Here is a 17981-nt window from a genome sequence, read left to right on the forward strand (position 1 = left end):
TTTTTTTTCTAAAATGAGGGTTAAAATAATGAAAAAATATTTCGCAACATACTTCAGGAACTTTGATTATTTGTTATTTTTTACATACGTATTTTTATGTTTGTTCGGATTAGTCATGATTTATAGTGCGGGCATGATGGTGGGTATTATGTATGAGGATGGAACACCCGACTACTTTTATCGAAAGCAAGTAATCAATTTAGTCGTTGCTGCAGTTATATTTTGTATCGGTGCCTTTTTTCCTTACAAACATTACAGTAATAAATTCGTCATGCTTTTTGGTATGGCTATGATGGCAATTTTACTTGTTTGGTTAAATGTCGATGGATTTGGTCGTGAGGAAACAGGTTCACAAAGTTGGATTCGAGTGTTGGGGATGTCGTTCCAGCCTTCTGAATATGCAAAACTATTTATTATTTTATATATAGCAGGTTCTTTTTATAAAAAAAGTTTAAAAGAAAAATCCATTCAATATGTAAAACCTAATGATATCGGTTATCCGATTGCGATTTGGCTCATTATTTTATTGAGTGTCGGCTTAGAAACAGACTTAGGGGCATTCATTATTATTTTTATGATTGCTATTTCGGTTGTTTTTTTAAGTGGTATACGAGGAAAGTCATTATTTCGGTTCTTTACTGTATTAAGTGCATTCGGTGGCGTCCTGGCCGGTGCTTTAGCACTCTTTAAGCATGATTCTATTTTTAATGCTAGTCGATTAGGGCGATTACAAGTTTGGTCAAATCCGTTTGCATATGAACAAGGGTCTGGTTACCAAGTGATTAATGGGTATTTAGCGATTGGACAAGGTGGTTTAGAAGGGGTAGGACTTGGTCAATCCATTCAAAAGCTTGGTTATTTACCAGAACCACAAAATGACTTTATAATGGCAATTATTGCAGAAGAATTAGGTGTTCTTGGGGTAGCCATCGTGATTGGTGGTATTGGAATAATCGTTCTTCGCAGTTTCTATATGGCAATGACTACAAAAGATCCGCTAGCACGTATGATTGCAGGTGGAATTGGTAGTTGGATTGGGTTTCAAACCTTTGTAAATCTAGGGGGTGTATCGGGAGTAATCCCGTTAACCGGAGTAACGCTACCTTTTATAAGCTACGGCGGTACTTCTATATTGATGCTTTCTTTAGCGATGGGCATTTTAATGAATGTCTCTATGTACTATAAGAAAGATAAAAAAAAGCTATTATAGGGGGTTGAGGAGAAATGACACACATTCACAAAGTGTTGGTCGCAAACCGAGGGGAGATTGCCATCCGTATTTTCAGAGCGTGTACGGAACTAAAGTTGAAAACGGTGGCTATTTATTCGCGTGAGGATAGCGGTGCCTTTCATCGTTACAAAGCGGATGAAGCGTATATTGTAGGAGTAGGAAAAAAGCCGATTGATGCTTATTTAGACATTGAAGGAATTTTGGCGATTGCAAAGGATGCTGGTGTGGATGCGATTCATCCAGGGTATGGCTTTTTATCTGAAAATGTGGAGTTTGCACGCCGCTGTGAAGAAGAAGGTATTTTGTTCATCGGGCCCACATCTAAGCATCTCGACATGTTTGGCGACAAAGTAAAAGCGCGTGAACAAGCGATTTTAGCAGACATTCCTGTCATTCCAGGTACAGACGGTCCAGTAGCAAGTTTGGAAGAGGTCGCGGCATTTGGTGAGGCGTATGGCTATCCAATTATGATTAAAGCAGCACTTGGTGGTGGTGGCCGTGGGATGCGCCTCGTGCAAACGAAAGAAGAACTTGCTTCTTCCTATGAACGGGCTAAATCAGAGGCAAAGGCAGCATTTGGTTCAGATGAGGTGTATGTTGAAAAGGCGATTGTAAAACCAAAACATATTGAAGTGCAAATTATTGGTGATACAGCAGGAAACATTGTGCATTTATATGAGCGCGATTGTTCCATTCAACGACGTCATCAAAAGGTTGTTGAAATTGCACCATCGAATTCAATTTCAACACAACTGCGTAATCGAATTTGTGATGCGGCTGTAAAGCTCATGAAAAATGTAGGCTATGTGAATGCAGGCACAGTAGAGTTTTTAGTAGCTGGCGATCATTTCTACTTTATCGAAGTGAATCCGCGTATTCAAGTAGAACATACGATTACGGAAATGATTACGGGTGTAGATATCGTGCATGCGCAAATTAAAGTTGCAGCTGGTTATATCCTTCATTCACCTGAAATTAATATTCCGGCACAACAAGAAATCCCACTATTCGGATATGCGATTCAATCACGTGTGACGACGGAAGATCCGAAAAATGATTTTATGCCGGATACAGGAAAGTTAATGGTGTATCGTTCAAGTGGTGGCTTTGGCGTTCGCCTAGATGCGGGTAATGGATTCCAAGGCGCGGTTGTCACACCTTATTATGACTCGCTACTTGTCAAAATTTCGACTTGGGGTATGACGTTTAATGAGGCCGCAGCGAAGATGAGCCGAAATTTAAGTGAATTCCGTATTCGAGGTGTCAAAACGAATATTCCGTTTTTAGAAAATGTTGTATTACATGAAAAATTTTTAACAGGAACATTCGATACAAGCTTTATTGATTCAACACCTGAATTATTTGTGTTCCCAGTACGAAAAGACCGAGGTACAAAGCTGCTTAGCTATATTGGAAATGTTACATTAAACGGCTTCCCAGGTGTAGAAAAACAAGCAAAGCCTATTTTTACGCAACCAGAGCAACCGAAAATTGATTTGCTCACACCGCCACCACTAGGTACAAAGCAAATTTTAGATGAGCGCGGTGCGGATGGGTTAGTGGAATGGATTAAAGCGCAAGAGGATGTGCTATTAACGGATACGACATTCCGTGATGCGCATCAATCACTTCTAGCAACACGTGTGCGCTCGCAAGATATGTTCCAAATCGCAGATGCAACAAGTCGTCTCATGCACAATTACTTCTCGCTTGAAATGTGGGGAGGGGCTACATTCGATGTAGCGTACCGTTTTTTAAAAGAAGATCCGTGGGCACGTCTTGAAAAACTACGTCAACAAGTGCCGAATGTACTGTTCCAAATGTTATTGCGTGGTGCCAATGCAGTTGGTTATACAAACTATCCAGATAATTTAATTCGGGCATTCATTCAGGAATCAGCAGCATCTGGTATTGATGTATTCCGTATTTTTGATTCACTCAACTGGATCAAAGGAATGGAAGTAGCGATTGATGAAGTGCGTAACACAGGGAAGGTTGCAGAAGCAGCCATTTGTTATACGGGCGATCTTTTAGATGATACACGTGCGAAATATACAGTACAGTACTATAAAGAGATGGCACGTGCGTTAGAAAATACAGGTGCACATATTTTAGCGATTAAAGATATGGCGGGACTTTTAAAACCAGAAGCCGCGTATCGTTTAATCTCCGAATTAAAAGAGGCAACAAGCTTACCAATTCACTTGCATACGCATGATACAAGCGGTAACGGGATTTACTTATATGCCAAAGCGATTGAAGCAGGGGTCGACATTATTGATACGGCACTCGGTTCAATGGCGGGCTTAACATCACAACCAAGTGCAAACTCGCTCTACTATGCGATGAAAGGAAGCGAGCGTCAAGTACGAGCGGACATTGCGTCACTTGAAAAGCTTTCTTACTACTGGGAAGATGTGCGTAAATACTATGTGGACTTTGAAAGTGGCATGAATGCACCTCATTCGGAAATTTACGTACACGAAATGCCAGGCGGTCAATACAGCAACTTGCAGCAACAAGCAAAAGCAGTAGGACTTGGCGACCGTTGGGATGAAGTCAAAACGATGTATTCACGTGTCAATATGATGTTTGGGGATATCGTGAAAGTGACACCGTCTTCGAAAGTAGTAGGCGATATGGCATTATTTATGGTGCAAAATAACCTAGATGAAGACAATATTGATGAGCGTGGACAAACGTTGGATTTCCCAGATTCGGTCATCGAATTTTTCCAAGGCTATTTAGGTCAACCACATGGTGGTTTCCCAGAAAAACTACAACAAGTAGTGTTAAAAGATCGTGAAGCGATTACCGTGCGTCCAGGAGAATTACTTGCACCTGTTGACTTTGAGCAATTAGCGAAAGACTTAGCGGAAAAAATAGGGCGTGATGTGACAAATAAAGACGTGCTTGCCTATGCATTATATCCGAAAGTATTTGAGGAGTATGCTAAAACTGTCGATTTATTTGGTGACATTTCAGTGCTCGATACGCCGACATTTTTATATGGCTTAAAGCTAGGAGAAGAAATTGAGGTAGAAATCGAGAAAGGCAAAACGTTAATTGTGAAGTTGGTGTCAATTGGTGAACCGCAACATGACGGTACGCGCGTTATGTACTTCGAGTTAAACGGCCAATCACGTGAACTGGTGATTCAAGATATGACGGTAGAAGTCGATGGCAGTATTGCATTAAAAGCAGATCCGTCCAATCCAAATCAAATCGGTGCGACAATGCCAGGGACAGTGCTCAAAGTTGTTGTATCCAAAGGGAGTTCAGTAAAGCGTGGCGACCACTTGTTGATTACTGAAGCGATGAAGATGGAAACGACTGTACAAGCACCAAAAGATGGGATTGTCAAAGAAGTATATGCTTCAGCAGGAGATGCCATTTCCACAGGCGACCTATTAATTGAATTAACATAAAAAATAAGAGTACGAGGTTTCAAACCTCGTACTCTTATTTTAATTTTTCGTTTTGATTGCTGCGATAGACAAGTAAAATCATATAGCAGAACAAGCCAAATAATAATGAAATAAACAAAGAGTGTAATAGTGATACAGTCAAATTCAATTTTGTTAAAACGACTAACATGCCGGCTAATACTTGTAGTATGACAATAATGAATGCGATAATCCAGCCCCAGTAAATCACGCGCTGCTCTTTGTAGTTTTTCACGACATGGAGTGTAATGTACAGTATCCAAATAAAGATGAGTAATACAGCAAATCTGTGCCCCATTTGAACCCACTCATACATATTGTATGGCAATGCAAATGGCTGATCATTGCGACAGAACGGCCAATCTGGACAAACTAAGCTTGAGTCTGTGTGACGTACAAGTGCCCCCGTATACACGACGATATAAGAATAGATTGTAACCCCGATAATATGCCATTTTAATTTAGGTGCAATGAATACTTGGTCTGCATCAAACTTTGTATCTACTTCAAATACTATTAAAGAAAGTAATAGCACGGCAGCAAATGAGATTAGAGAAATACCGAAGTGCAATGCTAAAATGAAATCCCCTTGCCCCCATAATACTTGTGCAGCGCCAATCAGCGCTTGTGCAACAAGAAAGAAAATGGCGTTAAAGCCTAAAAACTTTACTTCTTTAATATGACCTAATTTGCGCCAAGTCCAAAAAACTAAAGCAACGATGAAAATGGATACGGAACCTGTTACTAGTCGGTGTGAAAATTCAATTAATACTTCTGTTGTAATTTCTTTAGGGATAAGAGATCCGTTACAGTCCGGCCAATTTCGTCCGCAACCTAAACCACTATCGGTTTTAGTAACGAGCGCCCCCCCTAAAAGGATCAGCAGCATGCCTAATGTTGCTGCTACAGCTAGCCATTTCAAATATTTACTATGTTGCATTATAATGTGCCACCTACTTCTAATATCAACATCGCTCTTAAAAAGCGTCTCTAGTTTTAGATGATAGCGAATAAAGTAGCAAAAGACAACTTCTAACGAGAATCCGTTTTTAGATACGATTTCCATTTCACAAATTGTTCATAAATTCGTACCCTAACTTTCACAAATGATAGTAGAAAATGGATTACTATATATATGTTGTTTTCTCGCGGATTCGCTTCATTCCGATTTCATGAAACTTTCACCGAAATTTCACCAAACGTCTAGAAATCATAGACAAATTTCGATATAGTTAATGATAGCGGAATATGCTTACAAAAATGAAAGGAATGGTAACTTTTAGGGAAGTTGTATACTGAATTGGAAAAGCCATCAGATGTAAAGGAATTATTTGCATTCATAAAGATTGAAAGCGGCTATTCTAATTTAGTGGTACTTTTCACATTGAGTGGAATGTTTGTCTTTTAAACAAGTTCTCTATTCATTTGCAGTGTACATATTGAATATGGGATACTCACCACTCATTCACGTGTTGCCGGTCCTTAATAATTTGTAAGTGAATTTTTTTGATCTATGGCATTACTTGGTGCCAGCATGTGGGGACTAGTTAGAGACATAATCTTTGAGGCGTTCAGCTGAGAAAATTAAATGAATAGTTATTTCATAATTATTCAATGCTTGTATTGGAAAAGATCGAAATTAGACAAACTTTGTTCATGAACTAGATAGCCGGATGAAGTATGTACTATTAACACGATCTGTTCAATGATAAGCTAGTGTTAGGGATTCTTTCTTGGATGATAAGAATTCATATAGAACTAAACCATAGTCCTGGTTACACATGAAAATACAACAAAGAAAGAGAGGTTTTATTAAGCTATGATGAAAGGGCTTAAAAAATGGCGTCTATTCTCGCTGTTAGCAGTAATGACTGTCTTCCTTTCAGCTTGTGGTGAAGAATATATTTCGACACTTACACCAGCTGGTCCAGTTGGTCAAGAACAGCTGAATATTTTATTACTTGCAACTGCGATTATGACGTTAGTAGTTGTCATTGTTTCTGTTATCTATTTACTTGCTTTCGTTAAGTTCCGCCGTTCAAAAGTAGGCGAAAATTATATGCCTAAACAAGTAGAAGGTAGCCATACTCTTGAAGTAATTTGGACAGTAATTCCAATTATATTACTGTTAATCTTATCTGTTCCTACACTTACAGCTACTTATAAATTTGCAAATGTTGCTGCAATGGATGAAGTAGATGAAGAAGGAAACAAAACAGCACTTACTGTAAACGTAACTGCAAAATTATATTGGTGGGAGTTTGAATATCCAGATTTAGGAATTATTACAGCGCAAGAGCTTGTTGTTCCAACTGGTGAAAAAGTATACTTCAACCTAATCGCTGCTGATGTTAAGCACTCTTTCTGGATTCCAGCAGTCGGCGGTAAAATGGATACAAACGTAGATAATTTAAACAAATTCTATTTACAATTCGACAAAGAGTCTGAAGGCTTAAAAGATGGCGTATTCTATGGTAAATGTGCTGAGCTTTGCGGTCCTTCACATGCTTTAATGGACTTCAAAGTTAAAACATTAGAGCCTGCTGCATTTGATGCATGGGTAGCTGCTATGAAAGCGACTGAAGGGAATACAGCGGATGCTAACTCAACAAATGCTGGGGAAGCAGCATTCGCAAAAAGCTGTTTAGGCTGTCACGCAGTATCAGGTGTATCTGGTGCTGGTGTTGGACCGAACTTAGCGGCATTCGGTGACCGTAACCGCGTAGCTGGTTTCATGGATCACACTGTAGAAGAAACAACAAACTGGATTGTGGATCCAGAGTTCTACAAACCAGGCAACTTAATGACTGGTAAATACAATGTTTCAGAAGAAGAAGCGAAAGCTATTGCTGAGTACTTAATGACATTAAAAGTAGAAGATTAATTTCACACTTAGACAGAAACTTTGAAGGAGGTTAAAGTTGTGAGCTCTGTGGCAAAGAAAAAGGGCTTAGGAGGACACATCTGGGATTATTTAACGACTGTCGATCATAAAAAGATTGCCATTCTTTATTTAGTTGCTGGTACATTGTTCTTCGCAATCGCTGGTTTTGAAGCGCTACTTATACGTATTCAATTAATGATTCCTAACAACGATTTCATTTCAGCGGGCCTATTTAACGAATTATTAACAATGCACGGTACGACGATGCTATTCTTAGCAGCGACACCGTTACTATTTGCATTTATGAATGCGATCGTTCCGCTTCAAATTGGGGCACGTGACGTAGCATTCCCGTTCTTAAACTCACTAGGATTCTGGTTATTCTTCCTTGGTGCAGTATTCCTTCACCTGTCATTCTTTATGGGTGGAGCTCCTGATGCAGGGTGGACTTCTTATGCATCATTATCTTTATATTCACCTGGTCATGGTATTGACTTCTATGTATTAGGTTTACAAATTTCTGGTGCGGGTACATTAATTTCGGGTATCAACTTCATCGTAACGATTATTACGATGCGTGCACCTGGTATGACGTTCATGCGTATGCCACTATTCACTTGGACTACACTAGTTTCAAGTACATTAATTTTATTCGCATTCCCTCCATTAACAGTTGGTTTATTCTTAATGTTAGTGGACCGTATGTTCGGAGCTAACTTCTTCGACCATACAATGGGTGGTAACACGATTGTTTGGGAGCACTTATTCTGGATCTTCGGTCACCCTGAAGTATATATTTTAGTATTACCTGCGTTCGGTTTATTCTCTGAAATTATTCCGGTATTCGCTCGTAAACGTTTATTCGGATACTCTTCAATGGTATTCGCAACAATTTTAATCGGTTTCTTAGGGTTCATGGTATGGGCTCACCACATGTTCACAACAGGTTTAGGTGCAACTGCCAACGCAATCTTCGCGGTAGCAACAATGGCAATCGCTGTACCAACTGGTATGAAAGTATTCAACTGGATCTTAACTATTTGGGGCGGATCTATTAAAGTTACAGTACCAATGCTTTATGCACTTGGTTTCATCCCGTCATTCGTTGCGGGTGGTGTGACAGGGGTAATGCAGGCAACTGCTCCACTTGACTACCAATTACACGATTCTTACTTTATCGTAGCTCACTTCCACTACGTAATCGTAGGTGGTATCGTAACTGCGTTATTCGGTTCAGCTCACTTCTACTGGCCGATTATGTTTAACCGTACGTTAAATGAAAAACTAGGGGTACTTACTTTCTGGGTATTCTTCATTGGTTTCCACTTAACGTTCTTCTTACAGCATTTCTTAGGTTTAATGGGTATGCCACGTCGTGTATTCACATACATGGGCGATCAAGGTTGGGATTCATTCAACATGATTTCAACAGTTGGTGCATTAATGATGGGTGTTGGTGTAATCCTATTAGTAATTAACGTATTATTATCAATTAAATCAGCACCAGTTAACCGTCGTGACTACTGGGGCGATGGTCGTTCACTTGAATGGGCGCTTGAAACACCGCTTCCATTCTACAACTTCAAACAAACGCCACTTGTTCGTGGATACGATCCATATTGGATTGAAAAGGAAGAAGGCAACAAAGAGGGTATGGTGTATGCTGAGCCACTAGGCGATATTCACATGCCAAATAACTCAATTTTACCTTTATTAATGTCAATCGGTATGTTCGTTGCTGCATTCGGTGCTCTTTATAGTCCATGGGGTGACCAAGCGATTGCAGGTACTGCTGAAAGTGTTTCACCAGCTGCATCATTAGCATTAATGATCGGTGGTTTAGGTTTAACAGTTGCTTGTATGATTACTCGTTCATTCAAAGACGATTTAGGCTACCATGTGCATAAAGCAGAAGTGGAACAAATCGAGCGTGAACTTGCTGAATACCGTGCTAAAGGGGGTAAAAAATAATGGATATCAATCATAAATTTACTCCACAAAGCTGGCCTCAGCACGCTGAGCAAGCGACTATGGAAGGTAAAAACAAATTCGTAGGTTTCTGGATTTTCCTTTCGTGTGAGGTTGTACTTTTCGCTTCATTATTTGCAACATACTTAGCGCTTAAAGACCAAGGTCCAGCTGGTATGGAGTTCTCTGCTAAAGGTCTTTATGAGTTACCATTAGCATTTATCATGACGATGTTATTATTAACATCTTCATTAACTTCTGTGTACGCGATGTACCACATGAAAAACTATAACTTCAAAGGTGTTCAGACTTGGATGGCAATTACTGTTCTTTTAGGTCTTGGCTTCTTAGGGTTAGAAATTTATGAGTTCCAACACTATGTACACATTGGTTTTGGTTATACGCAATCAGCGTTCTCTTCAGCGTTCTTCACGCTTGTAGGTACGCACGGTTTACACGTTATCATCGGTTTAGTTTGGATTACTGGTCTACTAATCCGTAATGCTAATCGTGGTCTTAACTTATACAACGCACCGAAGTACTTCATCGCTTCACTTTACTGGCACTTCATTGACGTTGTTTGGGTATTCATCTTTACAGTAGTTTACTTGATGGGAGTGTTAGGATAATATGGCACACGATACTCATTTTGAAACTCGTTCTCAGGCACAGTATGAATACGATCGCGTTCAAAACTCAAAAAAAATGCGTAAGCAAGTAACGCAGTTCGCGATTATGATCCTGCTAACATTTGTTGCATTCTCAGCAGTTGTAGCAGACTTTGCTCCAAACTTCATTAAACCGTTAGTATTATTACTAGCAGGTATTCAAGTAGTACAACAGCTTTATTCTTTCATGCATATGGAAGAAAAAGATGCTCCGCACATGGGTGTTATTCAATTCTTCATGTGGGGCGGCGGATTTATCGCCTTTACGTTCTTCGTAGCGTTCTTAACAATTATTTGGTGGTAATTCCATTGAAAACGTCTCTAGCATTTGCTAGAGGCGTTTTTTTATGTGTTTAATCATATGCAATATCGGTTAGTGCAAATACTCAAAGAGATAATTAATTAAAAAAATACAAAAACCTAGTTGACTAATAGGTAATGTATAGTATACTTCATTATAAGAGTATTCATTAAGTGAAAACAAAATGATTACCTTTTTCAATGGATGAACTGAAAATAGAGCTGACTAGTCAACTAGAGGCGTTTTAATGCAGGCTTTGGCCATGCATTAGAGCGCCTTTTTATTTTAGTAGGGGGGAAATGGATTGTTAACGTATGAGAATTGGCAAAAGCCAGATATTGAATTTGAACAAGATGACACGTATAAAGGGGCATTGCAAGTTCTGAAATGGGCGTATGAACATTACAATGAGGAAATTGTATATGCATGTAGCTTCGGGATTGAGGGGATTGTACTAATCGACTTAATTTCGAAAGTGAAGCCAGATGCACAAATTGTTTTTTTAGATACAGATGTCCACTTTAAAGAAACATATGAAACGATTGAACGTGTGAAAGAAAAATATCCACAGTTGCAAATTGACATGAAAAAGCCAACATTATCACTTGAAGAACAGGCAGAACAATATGGTCCTGCACTTTGGGAAAGAGAGCCCAATCAGTGCTGTCATATTCGTAAACTAGTTCCTTTAAATGAAACATTGACTGCTTCAAAAGCTTGGATTTCAGGGTTACGCCGTGAGCAATCTGAAACACGAGCAAATATTGAATACATTAATATCGATGACCGTTTTAAATCCGTTAAAGTATGTCCACTTATTTATTGGACATGGAAAGATGTATGGCGATATGTGTCAAAGCACAATTTACCATACAATCCGCTTCATGATAAAGGGTATCCAAGCATTGGCTGTGAAACATGTACGAAGCCTGCTTTCACGATGGAAGATTTACGATCAGGTCGCTGGGCAGGTAATGGGAAAACGGAGTGCGGCTTGCACGGATAAAGGGGGACTTACATGCTAGAATACATTGCCATTGCCATTGCCTTATTTTTTGCAGCAAATATTGGTGCAAGTGGAGCTGCAGCTTCTATGGGGGTGGCATATGGCTCAGGCGCAATAAAAAATGCTAAATTTGCCCTTCTGCTTTGTGGAATTGGTGTTATAGCCGGTGCCGTATTAGGAGGGGGAGAAGTTGTTAAAACAATTAGTGGCGGCATTATTCCCGAAAGCATTATTACAGTAAAGTTAGTCATCATTATTTTATTAGCTGCCACAAGTACATTGTTTATTGCAAATTTAATGGGGATTCCGTTATCCACCAGCGAAGTAACAGTAGGTTCCATTGTCGGTGTCGGTGTCGCGTACCAAGTGCTTTATATAGAGAAGTTGTTATATATTATGGCATTTTGGTTTATCGTACCGATCATTGCATTTTTACTATTATTGATAGGAGGGAAAATTCTTTATCATTTTCAGCAAAAAGGTTATTTGAAAGATCGCCCGTTATTTACATTTTTACTTATTATCGCCGGCTTTTTTGAAGCTTTTTCAGCAGGTATGAATAATGTGGCGAACGCTGTTGGTCCCCTTGTTGGTGCAAATATGATGACAATCACTGAAGGTGTTTGGATTGGCGGGGTTTTTGTTGCCTTTGGTGCACTTTTTCTAGGAAGACGTGTCCTTGAAACGAATGGAAAAAAGATTACAAGATATGAAAAAACAGAAGGCATTTTAATTTCGAGTACAGGTGCATTATTAGTAGGGATTAGTTCTATTTTTGGTTTACCGGTCCCGCTAACACAAGTTACGTCTTCAGGTATCATTGGATTAGGCGTTGCTAAAAACGGTGCCAAAGTGTTTGATAAAAATATTGTTAAAAAAATTTTACGAATTTGGATTGTATCTCCGCTGTTTTCGTTAGCGATATCCTATATGTTGGTCAAAGTATTTATCGAAAGTGATTATTATTCAATGATTGTACTTGTAAGTGTAGCAATCGCGATTATGGGTGCTTTTAGTTTAATGCAAATTGTACGAGAAGAGGAACAAACCTTCAACGACGAAGGGTCAGGTATTTAAACTGAGTAATTAAATTGGAATAATTGGAGGAAGTATAATGAGTTTACAAGCACATGGTGGGGAGTTAATTAATACGTATCGTCCAGATACAGATGTTTCAGCAATTCAAAAGGAAATTCAATTAGATGCAATCGCGTTAAGTGATTTAGAGTTAATCGGGATAGGAGCGTATAGTCCATTAGATGGTTTTTTAAATCAAGCCGATTATGAATCTGTTGTAAAAAATATGCGTTTAGCGAATGGCATAGTGTGGAGTATCCCAATTACATTGCCAGTAGAACCGGCAGTTGCTGCGACATTGCACCGCGGGGAACAAGTGAAACTTATTTTTAATGGAGAAGTTTACGGTACATTAACAGTTGGAGATATTTATGAACCGAATAAGCAGCAAGAGGCAAAATATGTGTACGGAACGGAAGAATTAGCACATCCAGGGGTAGCGAAATTAGTTGAGCGTCCAAATGTTTATGTAGGCGGCGCCGTTACATTAATTAAGAAAGCTGAGAAACCATTCCCAGCTCATACATTTGAGCCTACGGAAACACGGGCACTTTTTGCTGAAAAAGGCTGGAAAACAATCGTGGGATTCCAAACTCGTAACCCTGTGCATCGTGCCCATGAGTATATTCAAAAAGTAGCGCTTGAAATTGTGGATGGGCTATTTTTAAATCCGCTTGTAGGTGAGACGAAATCAGATGATATTTCAGCAACTATTCGTATGGAAAGTTATGAAGTCCTGCTTGAAAAATATTATCCGAAAGAGCGTGTGCAACTAGGGGTATTTTTAGCAGCCATGCGTTATGCAGGCCCTCGTGAGGCGATTTTCCACGCTCTAGTACGGAAAAATTACGGTTGTACACACTTTATTGTTGGACGCGATCATGCGGGTGTTGGTGATTATTACGGCACATATGATGCACAAAAATTATTTGATTTATTTGAGCCAGAAGAGATTGGTATTACACCGTTAAAGTTTGAGCATAGTTTCTACTGCAGTGAATGTGAAGGAATGGCCACAACGAAAACATGTGCGCATGGTCCAGAAGCACGCGTTATTTTATCTGGCACAAAAGTACGCGAAATGCTACGAGCAGGTGAAATTCCGCCAAGTACATTTAGCCGTAAAGAAGTCATTGAAGTGTTAATTCGTGGATTACGAGAAGAAGCGACGGTATAGGAGGATATAGAGATGAGCACAAATATCTTATGGCATGAGGCATCTATTTTAAAACAAGAGCGCCGTGAACAAAATAGCCATTCCAGTTTTATTTTATGGTTTACAGGTCTTTCGGCATCAGGAAAGTCTAGTATTGCCAATGCATTTGCTCGCAAGTTGTTTGAGGATAATAAGCAAGTGTTTGTGTTAGACGGAGATAATATTCGCCATGGTTTAAATAATGATTTAGGATTTGATGAAGTAAGCCGTAAAGAAAATATTCGTCGCATTGGCGAAGTGTCAAAACTTTTCGTTGAAAGCGGACAAATTGTGTTAACGGCATTTATTTCTCCCTATCGCGAAGATCGTCAGGTTGTTCGTGCTTTAGTAGAAGACGACGAGTTTATTGAGGTATATGTAAAAGCCTCGGTTGACGCCTGTGAAAAGCGTGATCCGAAAGGGCTTTATAAAAAAGCGCGTAACAATGAAATCCCAAACTTTACAGGCATTAGTGCGCCGTATGAAGAGCCGTTACATCCGGAAATTGTCCTAGATTCTGAACATAACTCTATCGAACAATGTGTACAACAACTGCATGCATTTTTAATTGAAAAAGGATTAATCTAAATAGTGAAGGGGGTGTCCAGAAAGTGAAAGCTTTCTAGACATCCCCTTCTTGATTAATATCTACTAAGAAATATTATGCTATTATCCTCGTCGCAAAGGAACCGTCTTAAAATATTTTTTCAGACGGCTCTTTTTTCGTTGATTAAGAAATGATAAGTGTCACATTATGAAATAACAATCATTTAAAAAAGTATATACATCTAGGCAAAATTGTCATTCCCTCACGACGCTTCGACTCTCTCCTACGTATGGTAAGTACATTTGTCGAGGATAAGCAGCACTTTTGTTCTTGCGTATTTCTCAACATTCCCTCATAATGCAATTGTCATACTATGTTCATTGAAGTCTCTAAAAACGACATTTATAATAGAGATATTGAAGTTTAAAGGAGCGCGATTTTATGCCACTTAGTATATTTGGTTTTCAAGCGTTATGGAGCCCTTATTTAATCGGGGTCATCGCATTTTTAACAGTCGTTTACTTTTTAACAACTGTTACATGGAGAAAAGATTTTAAAGTAAGCGAGCCTTTAAAGAAAAGCGAAGCCATTTATTTTATTCTAGCGATGATTATATTATATATCATTAAAGGATCTCCAATTGATTTATTAGGTCATATTATGTTTACGATGCATATGGTGCAAATGGCATTCTTATTATTATTAGTACCTATTTTCATCATTAAAGGTATCCCGTGGTGGGTATGGAAAGTCGTTGTAGAAGCGCCCGTTGTACGTACGATATTTAAAATCTTTACACAACCACTTGTTGCGATTTTTATCTTTATTGCGATGTTTAGCTTTTACCATATTCCATCCGTTTTTGATGCCATTAAATTAGATATGACGCTACATGGCATCTATACATTCGTCTTATTTATTACAGCTTTATTTATGTATTGGCCATTATTAAATCAAGTAGATGGACAACATAAGATGAAAAATATTAATAAGCTGGCATATATTGCAGGAAATGCGGTATTAATTACACCAGCTTGTGCCTTAATTATTTTTGCGTCACACCCGATGTATGCAACTTATACAGAGGCAGACGCATGGCTACAAGCGATGGAGCTATGTGTGCCTGTTGATACATTAGCTGGTCTTAATTTATCAGGTCCTGAGCTATTTTCTAATATGGACCCAGTAAGTGATCAACAAGTGGGCGGCGTCATGATGAAAATCATTCAAGAAATTATTTTTGGTGTGATTTTAGCGCGCATTTTCCGTCAATGGTGGGTGAGTGAACGTGGTAGCCAACAGGAAATCAATGAAAAGGCATTACGTGATTTCCAACAAAATCGCACAAATTATAATTAATTAGATAGGAATAGGAGAATAGGAAATGAGTGTACCAATTTTACCAACTATTAGTACATCATTCATCGTGCTGAGTGCTATTTTAGTAGCGATTGGATGGGGCTTAATCGCAAAAAGAAAAATCGAAGCGCATAGAAAGGTAATGTATGCTGCTGGTGTTGCGGCAACTATTTTCTTTATCATTTATGCTTCACGTACAGTATTTATTGGAAATACAGCGTTTGGTGGTCCAGAGGAGTTAAAAGGCTACTATACGTTCTTCTTAATTTTCCATATTACACTTGCAACAGTGGGAGCTGTTTTCGGTATTACGAGTCTTTGGTCAGGCTATAAAAACAATTTAAAATTACATCGTAAAATTGGACCGATTTCAAGTATTATTTGGTTCTTTACAGCAATCACAGGTGTAATGGTCTATTTATTATTATATGTAATTTATGAAGGCGGCGAAACGACGTCTGTGATTAAAGCAATTTTAGGTTTTTAAGTATGTAGGCTTCTATGTGTAATGCATAGGAGCTTTTTCATGTAAAGAAAAAAGGCAACCAGCTTTGGTTGCCTATCACTCATTATTTCGCTTCAAAACCATATTGTGCAAGATCTTTTGCAACAGCTGTAAAAATCTGCTCACAATCTTTCACAAGGTGAGCTGGGAATGTCTCGTCATTATATTCTACACCATGTGGGTAGTAGTATTTACCAAGAGCAGGTTTTAAAATTTTTAAAGTTGCATCGTGAGCACCTACATCGCCAGAAATCGCTTCACAGAAAACGCGTAAGTAGAAGCGACCTTCACGAATGTCGAAACGGCGGTCAAATGTCATGCGATCATAGTCCCACTCGCCATAACATTCTAAGCCATGATTTTTTAAGATGTTTGTAAGAAAGTCTTGATCAACAACAATGTTTTCAATTTTTGTATTTTCAAAATACATTGTAATATCCTCCTTTAGCAAATCGTACATATTTTATACGCTCTGTTTTTAATAATAGAGCAAATTTACAGATGTTGCAATGACAACATTGTGTCAAGCTTGGCTGAATTGATATAATTATAGAGAATCATTTATAGTAAAAGGAGGGAAATTTATGAAGGCACTATTTCGTATTTTAATCATTTCGAGCTTTTTAGGCATTATTTTTTACTATTCAAATATAGAAGAACAAAATGTTCCGTTAGAAGGACCGAATGCAGTGCAACAAGCGATCCCTTCTGAGCAGTACATAAATGATTACAATGAAGCATTATCAAGACCTGAGACAGGTATTTCGACAATGATTGGTCAGCCTTCGGAAATAGTATTGGAAAACTACGGGGAACCTAATAGGATAGATCGTTCTGCATTTGGTTATGAATGGTGGGTATATAATCGAGATGCTACGATCATGTTTGGAATTGAGCAAGGGCAAATAACACAAGTATATACGAATGCGGAAAATATCGACGTTAGTCCATATTATATTGGACAATCGGTTGAAGATGTTTATCGTATGACGATCGTAGATGCAGAAGTATCTGTTGCAATTGATGAGAATGTTTTCATCTTTACGATGAGTGAAGATGATACGAAAAATCGTTTATTGGCAAAGTTCGATACAATATACGCGCAGCTATACATAGATGAAGAACGAGGCATATTAGCAGGGATTCGGTATATGAACGGGAAAACGCTCGTACAGCATCAGCCTTACGAAATGCAATTTACGGGAGAATTAGTAGAGAAGCAAACGCCATCTTCATTTTTACAATTTGAACTGAATCGCACAATGGCAAAACAACTATTTGAATTGACGAATGTATATAGACAAAAGTACGACCTAGAACCGCTATTGACGTTTAATGAGTTAAATACGACGGCAATGGCGCATAGTGAAGACATGTTTCTTCAAAATTATATGTCACATGAGTCACCTACATATGGGTCACTACAACAGCGGCTAAAAGATAGTAACATTGTATATGAAAAGGCGAATGAAAATGTTGCGATGGCTTATTATGATGCCATTGAAGCGGTGCATGGCTTATTAAATTCGCCAAATCATCGCGAAACAATGTTGAATGATGAATACACGCATGTGGGAACAGGTGTGTATTATAATTACTATACTCAAATATTTCTTAAGCAAGTAGTACAAGAAGAAAGTGAAACGGAATAACTGTTGAAAGTGTAAACAAGGGCATTTTGCGCCATGTTTGCACTTTTTTAATTACCATAAAACATGAATATGAACGTCTTGTACATTCGTCATGTATGTTATAAAGCGATGGCTTTTTTGTGTCAAATTTTGTGCGCCCACA

15 protein-coding genes are annotated in these 17981 nt (G+C 38.6%); 13 read left to right on the forward strand and 2 right to left on the reverse strand.

All coding sequences use genetic code 11. From position 1 onward, the window contains the following. Nucleotides 1-28: 28 nt before the first annotated feature. Together AAGS61_RS00340 and pyc are read left to right on the forward strand one after the other, a co-directional pair. Entirely contained in the window at nucleotides 29-1210 is a 1182-nt protein-coding gene (locus AAGS61_RS00340; RefSeq protein WP_391366289.1) for an FtsW/RodA/SpoVE family cell cycle protein, read from the forward strand. A gap of 14 nt (nucleotides 1211-1224) precedes the next feature. Then, complete coding sequence (gene pyc, locus AAGS61_RS00345) at nucleotides 1225-4659, forward strand: pyruvate carboxylase (RefSeq protein WP_391366290.1); 3435 nt, start codon at nucleotides 1225-1227, stop codon at nucleotides 4657-4659. A gap of 34 nt (nucleotides 4660-4693) precedes the next feature. Here pyc and AAGS61_RS00350 read toward each other — a convergent pair whose 3' ends face one another. Next, nucleotides 4694-5617: a COX15/CtaA family protein gene (locus tag AAGS61_RS00350; RefSeq protein ID WP_391366291.1), complete on the reverse strand. Its 924-nt coding sequence runs from the start codon at nucleotides 5615-5617 to the stop codon at nucleotides 4694-4696. A gap of 879 nt (nucleotides 5618-6496) precedes the next feature. On the opposite strand from AAGS61_RS00350, the gene coxB reads away from it, so the two are divergent. The 10 genes from coxB (at nucleotide 6497) to AAGS61_RS00400 (ending at nucleotide 16169) form a co-directional block, all read left to right on the forward strand. After that, the gene (gene coxB, locus AAGS61_RS00355) at nucleotides 6497-7561 is read left to right on the forward strand and encodes a cytochrome c oxidase subunit II (RefSeq protein ID WP_391366292.1); all 1065 of its coding nucleotides are present in this window, start codon (nucleotides 6497-6499) and stop codon (nucleotides 7559-7561) included. Nucleotides 7562-7600: 39 nt separating this feature from the next. After that, complete coding sequence (locus AAGS61_RS00360; protein ID WP_391366293.1) at nucleotides 7601-9532, forward strand: cytochrome c oxidase subunit I; 1932 nt, start codon at nucleotides 7601-7603, stop codon at nucleotides 9530-9532. Next, nucleotides 9532-10158, forward strand: a complete 627-nt coding sequence (locus AAGS61_RS00365) for a cytochrome c oxidase subunit 3 (protein ID WP_391366294.1) — start codon at nucleotides 9532-9534, stop codon at nucleotides 10156-10158. Before AAGS61_RS00360 ends, AAGS61_RS00365 begins: the two co-directional genes overlap by 1 nt. Before the next feature lies 1 nt (nucleotide 10159). Beyond that, nucleotides 10160-10501 carry a cytochrome C oxidase subunit IV family protein gene (locus AAGS61_RS00370; protein WP_391366295.1) on the forward strand — a complete coding sequence of 114 codons (342 nt, stop codon included), beginning with the start codon at nucleotides 10160-10162 and terminating at the stop codon, nucleotides 10499-10501. A gap of 301 nt (nucleotides 10502-10802) precedes the next feature. Then, a complete protein-coding gene (locus AAGS61_RS00375) occupies nucleotides 10803-11504 on the forward strand; it encodes a phosphoadenylyl-sulfate reductase (RefSeq protein ID WP_391366296.1) in 702 nt (233 codons plus the stop codon). 12 nt (nucleotides 11505-11516) lie between these two features. Next, entirely contained in the window at nucleotides 11517-12581 is a 1065-nt protein-coding gene (locus tag AAGS61_RS00380) for an inorganic phosphate transporter (protein WP_391366297.1), read from the forward strand. Nucleotides 12582-12618: 37 nt separating this feature from the next. Then, on the forward strand, nucleotides 12619-13758 hold the full coding sequence (sat, locus tag AAGS61_RS00385) for a sulfate adenylyltransferase (RefSeq protein WP_391366298.1): 1140 nt from the start codon (nucleotides 12619-12621) through the stop codon (nucleotides 13756-13758). Between the two features lie 12 nt (nucleotides 13759-13770). Then, entirely contained in the window at nucleotides 13771-14364 is a 594-nt protein-coding gene (gene cysC / locus AAGS61_RS00390; protein ID WP_391366299.1) for an adenylyl-sulfate kinase, read from the forward strand. Nucleotides 14365-14764: 400 nt separating this feature from the next. Beyond that, the gene (gene ctaG, locus AAGS61_RS00395; protein ID WP_391366300.1) at nucleotides 14765-15682 is read left to right on the forward strand and encodes a cytochrome c oxidase assembly factor CtaG; all 918 of its coding nucleotides are present in this window, start codon (nucleotides 14765-14767) and stop codon (nucleotides 15680-15682) included. A 25-nt stretch (nucleotides 15683-15707) separates the two neighbouring features. Then, the gene (locus tag AAGS61_RS00400; RefSeq protein WP_391366301.1) at nucleotides 15708-16169 is read left to right on the forward strand and encodes a DUF420 domain-containing protein; all 462 of its coding nucleotides are present in this window, start codon (nucleotides 15708-15710) and stop codon (nucleotides 16167-16169) included. A gap of 82 nt (nucleotides 16170-16251) precedes the next feature. On the opposite strand, the gene AAGS61_RS00405 is transcribed toward AAGS61_RS00400, so the two are convergent. After that, nucleotides 16252-16617: a YugN family protein gene (locus AAGS61_RS00405; RefSeq protein WP_391366302.1), complete on the reverse strand. Its 366-nt coding sequence runs from the start codon at nucleotides 16615-16617 to the stop codon at nucleotides 16252-16254. A 154-nt stretch (nucleotides 16618-16771) separates the two neighbouring features. Here AAGS61_RS00405 and AAGS61_RS00410 point away from each other — a divergent pair, with 154 nt between their 5' ends. Further along, nucleotides 16772-17839: a CAP domain-containing protein gene (locus AAGS61_RS00410; RefSeq protein ID WP_391366303.1), complete on the forward strand. Its 1068-nt coding sequence runs from the start codon at nucleotides 16772-16774 to the stop codon at nucleotides 17837-17839. Nucleotides 17840-17981 lie beyond the last annotated feature (142 nt).

The sequence above is a fragment of the Lysinibacillus sp. KU-BSD001 genome, assembly GCF_042920265.1.
In the GTDB taxonomy this organism is placed as follows: Bacteria; Bacillota; Bacilli; order Bacillales_A; family Planococcaceae; genus Lysinibacillus_B.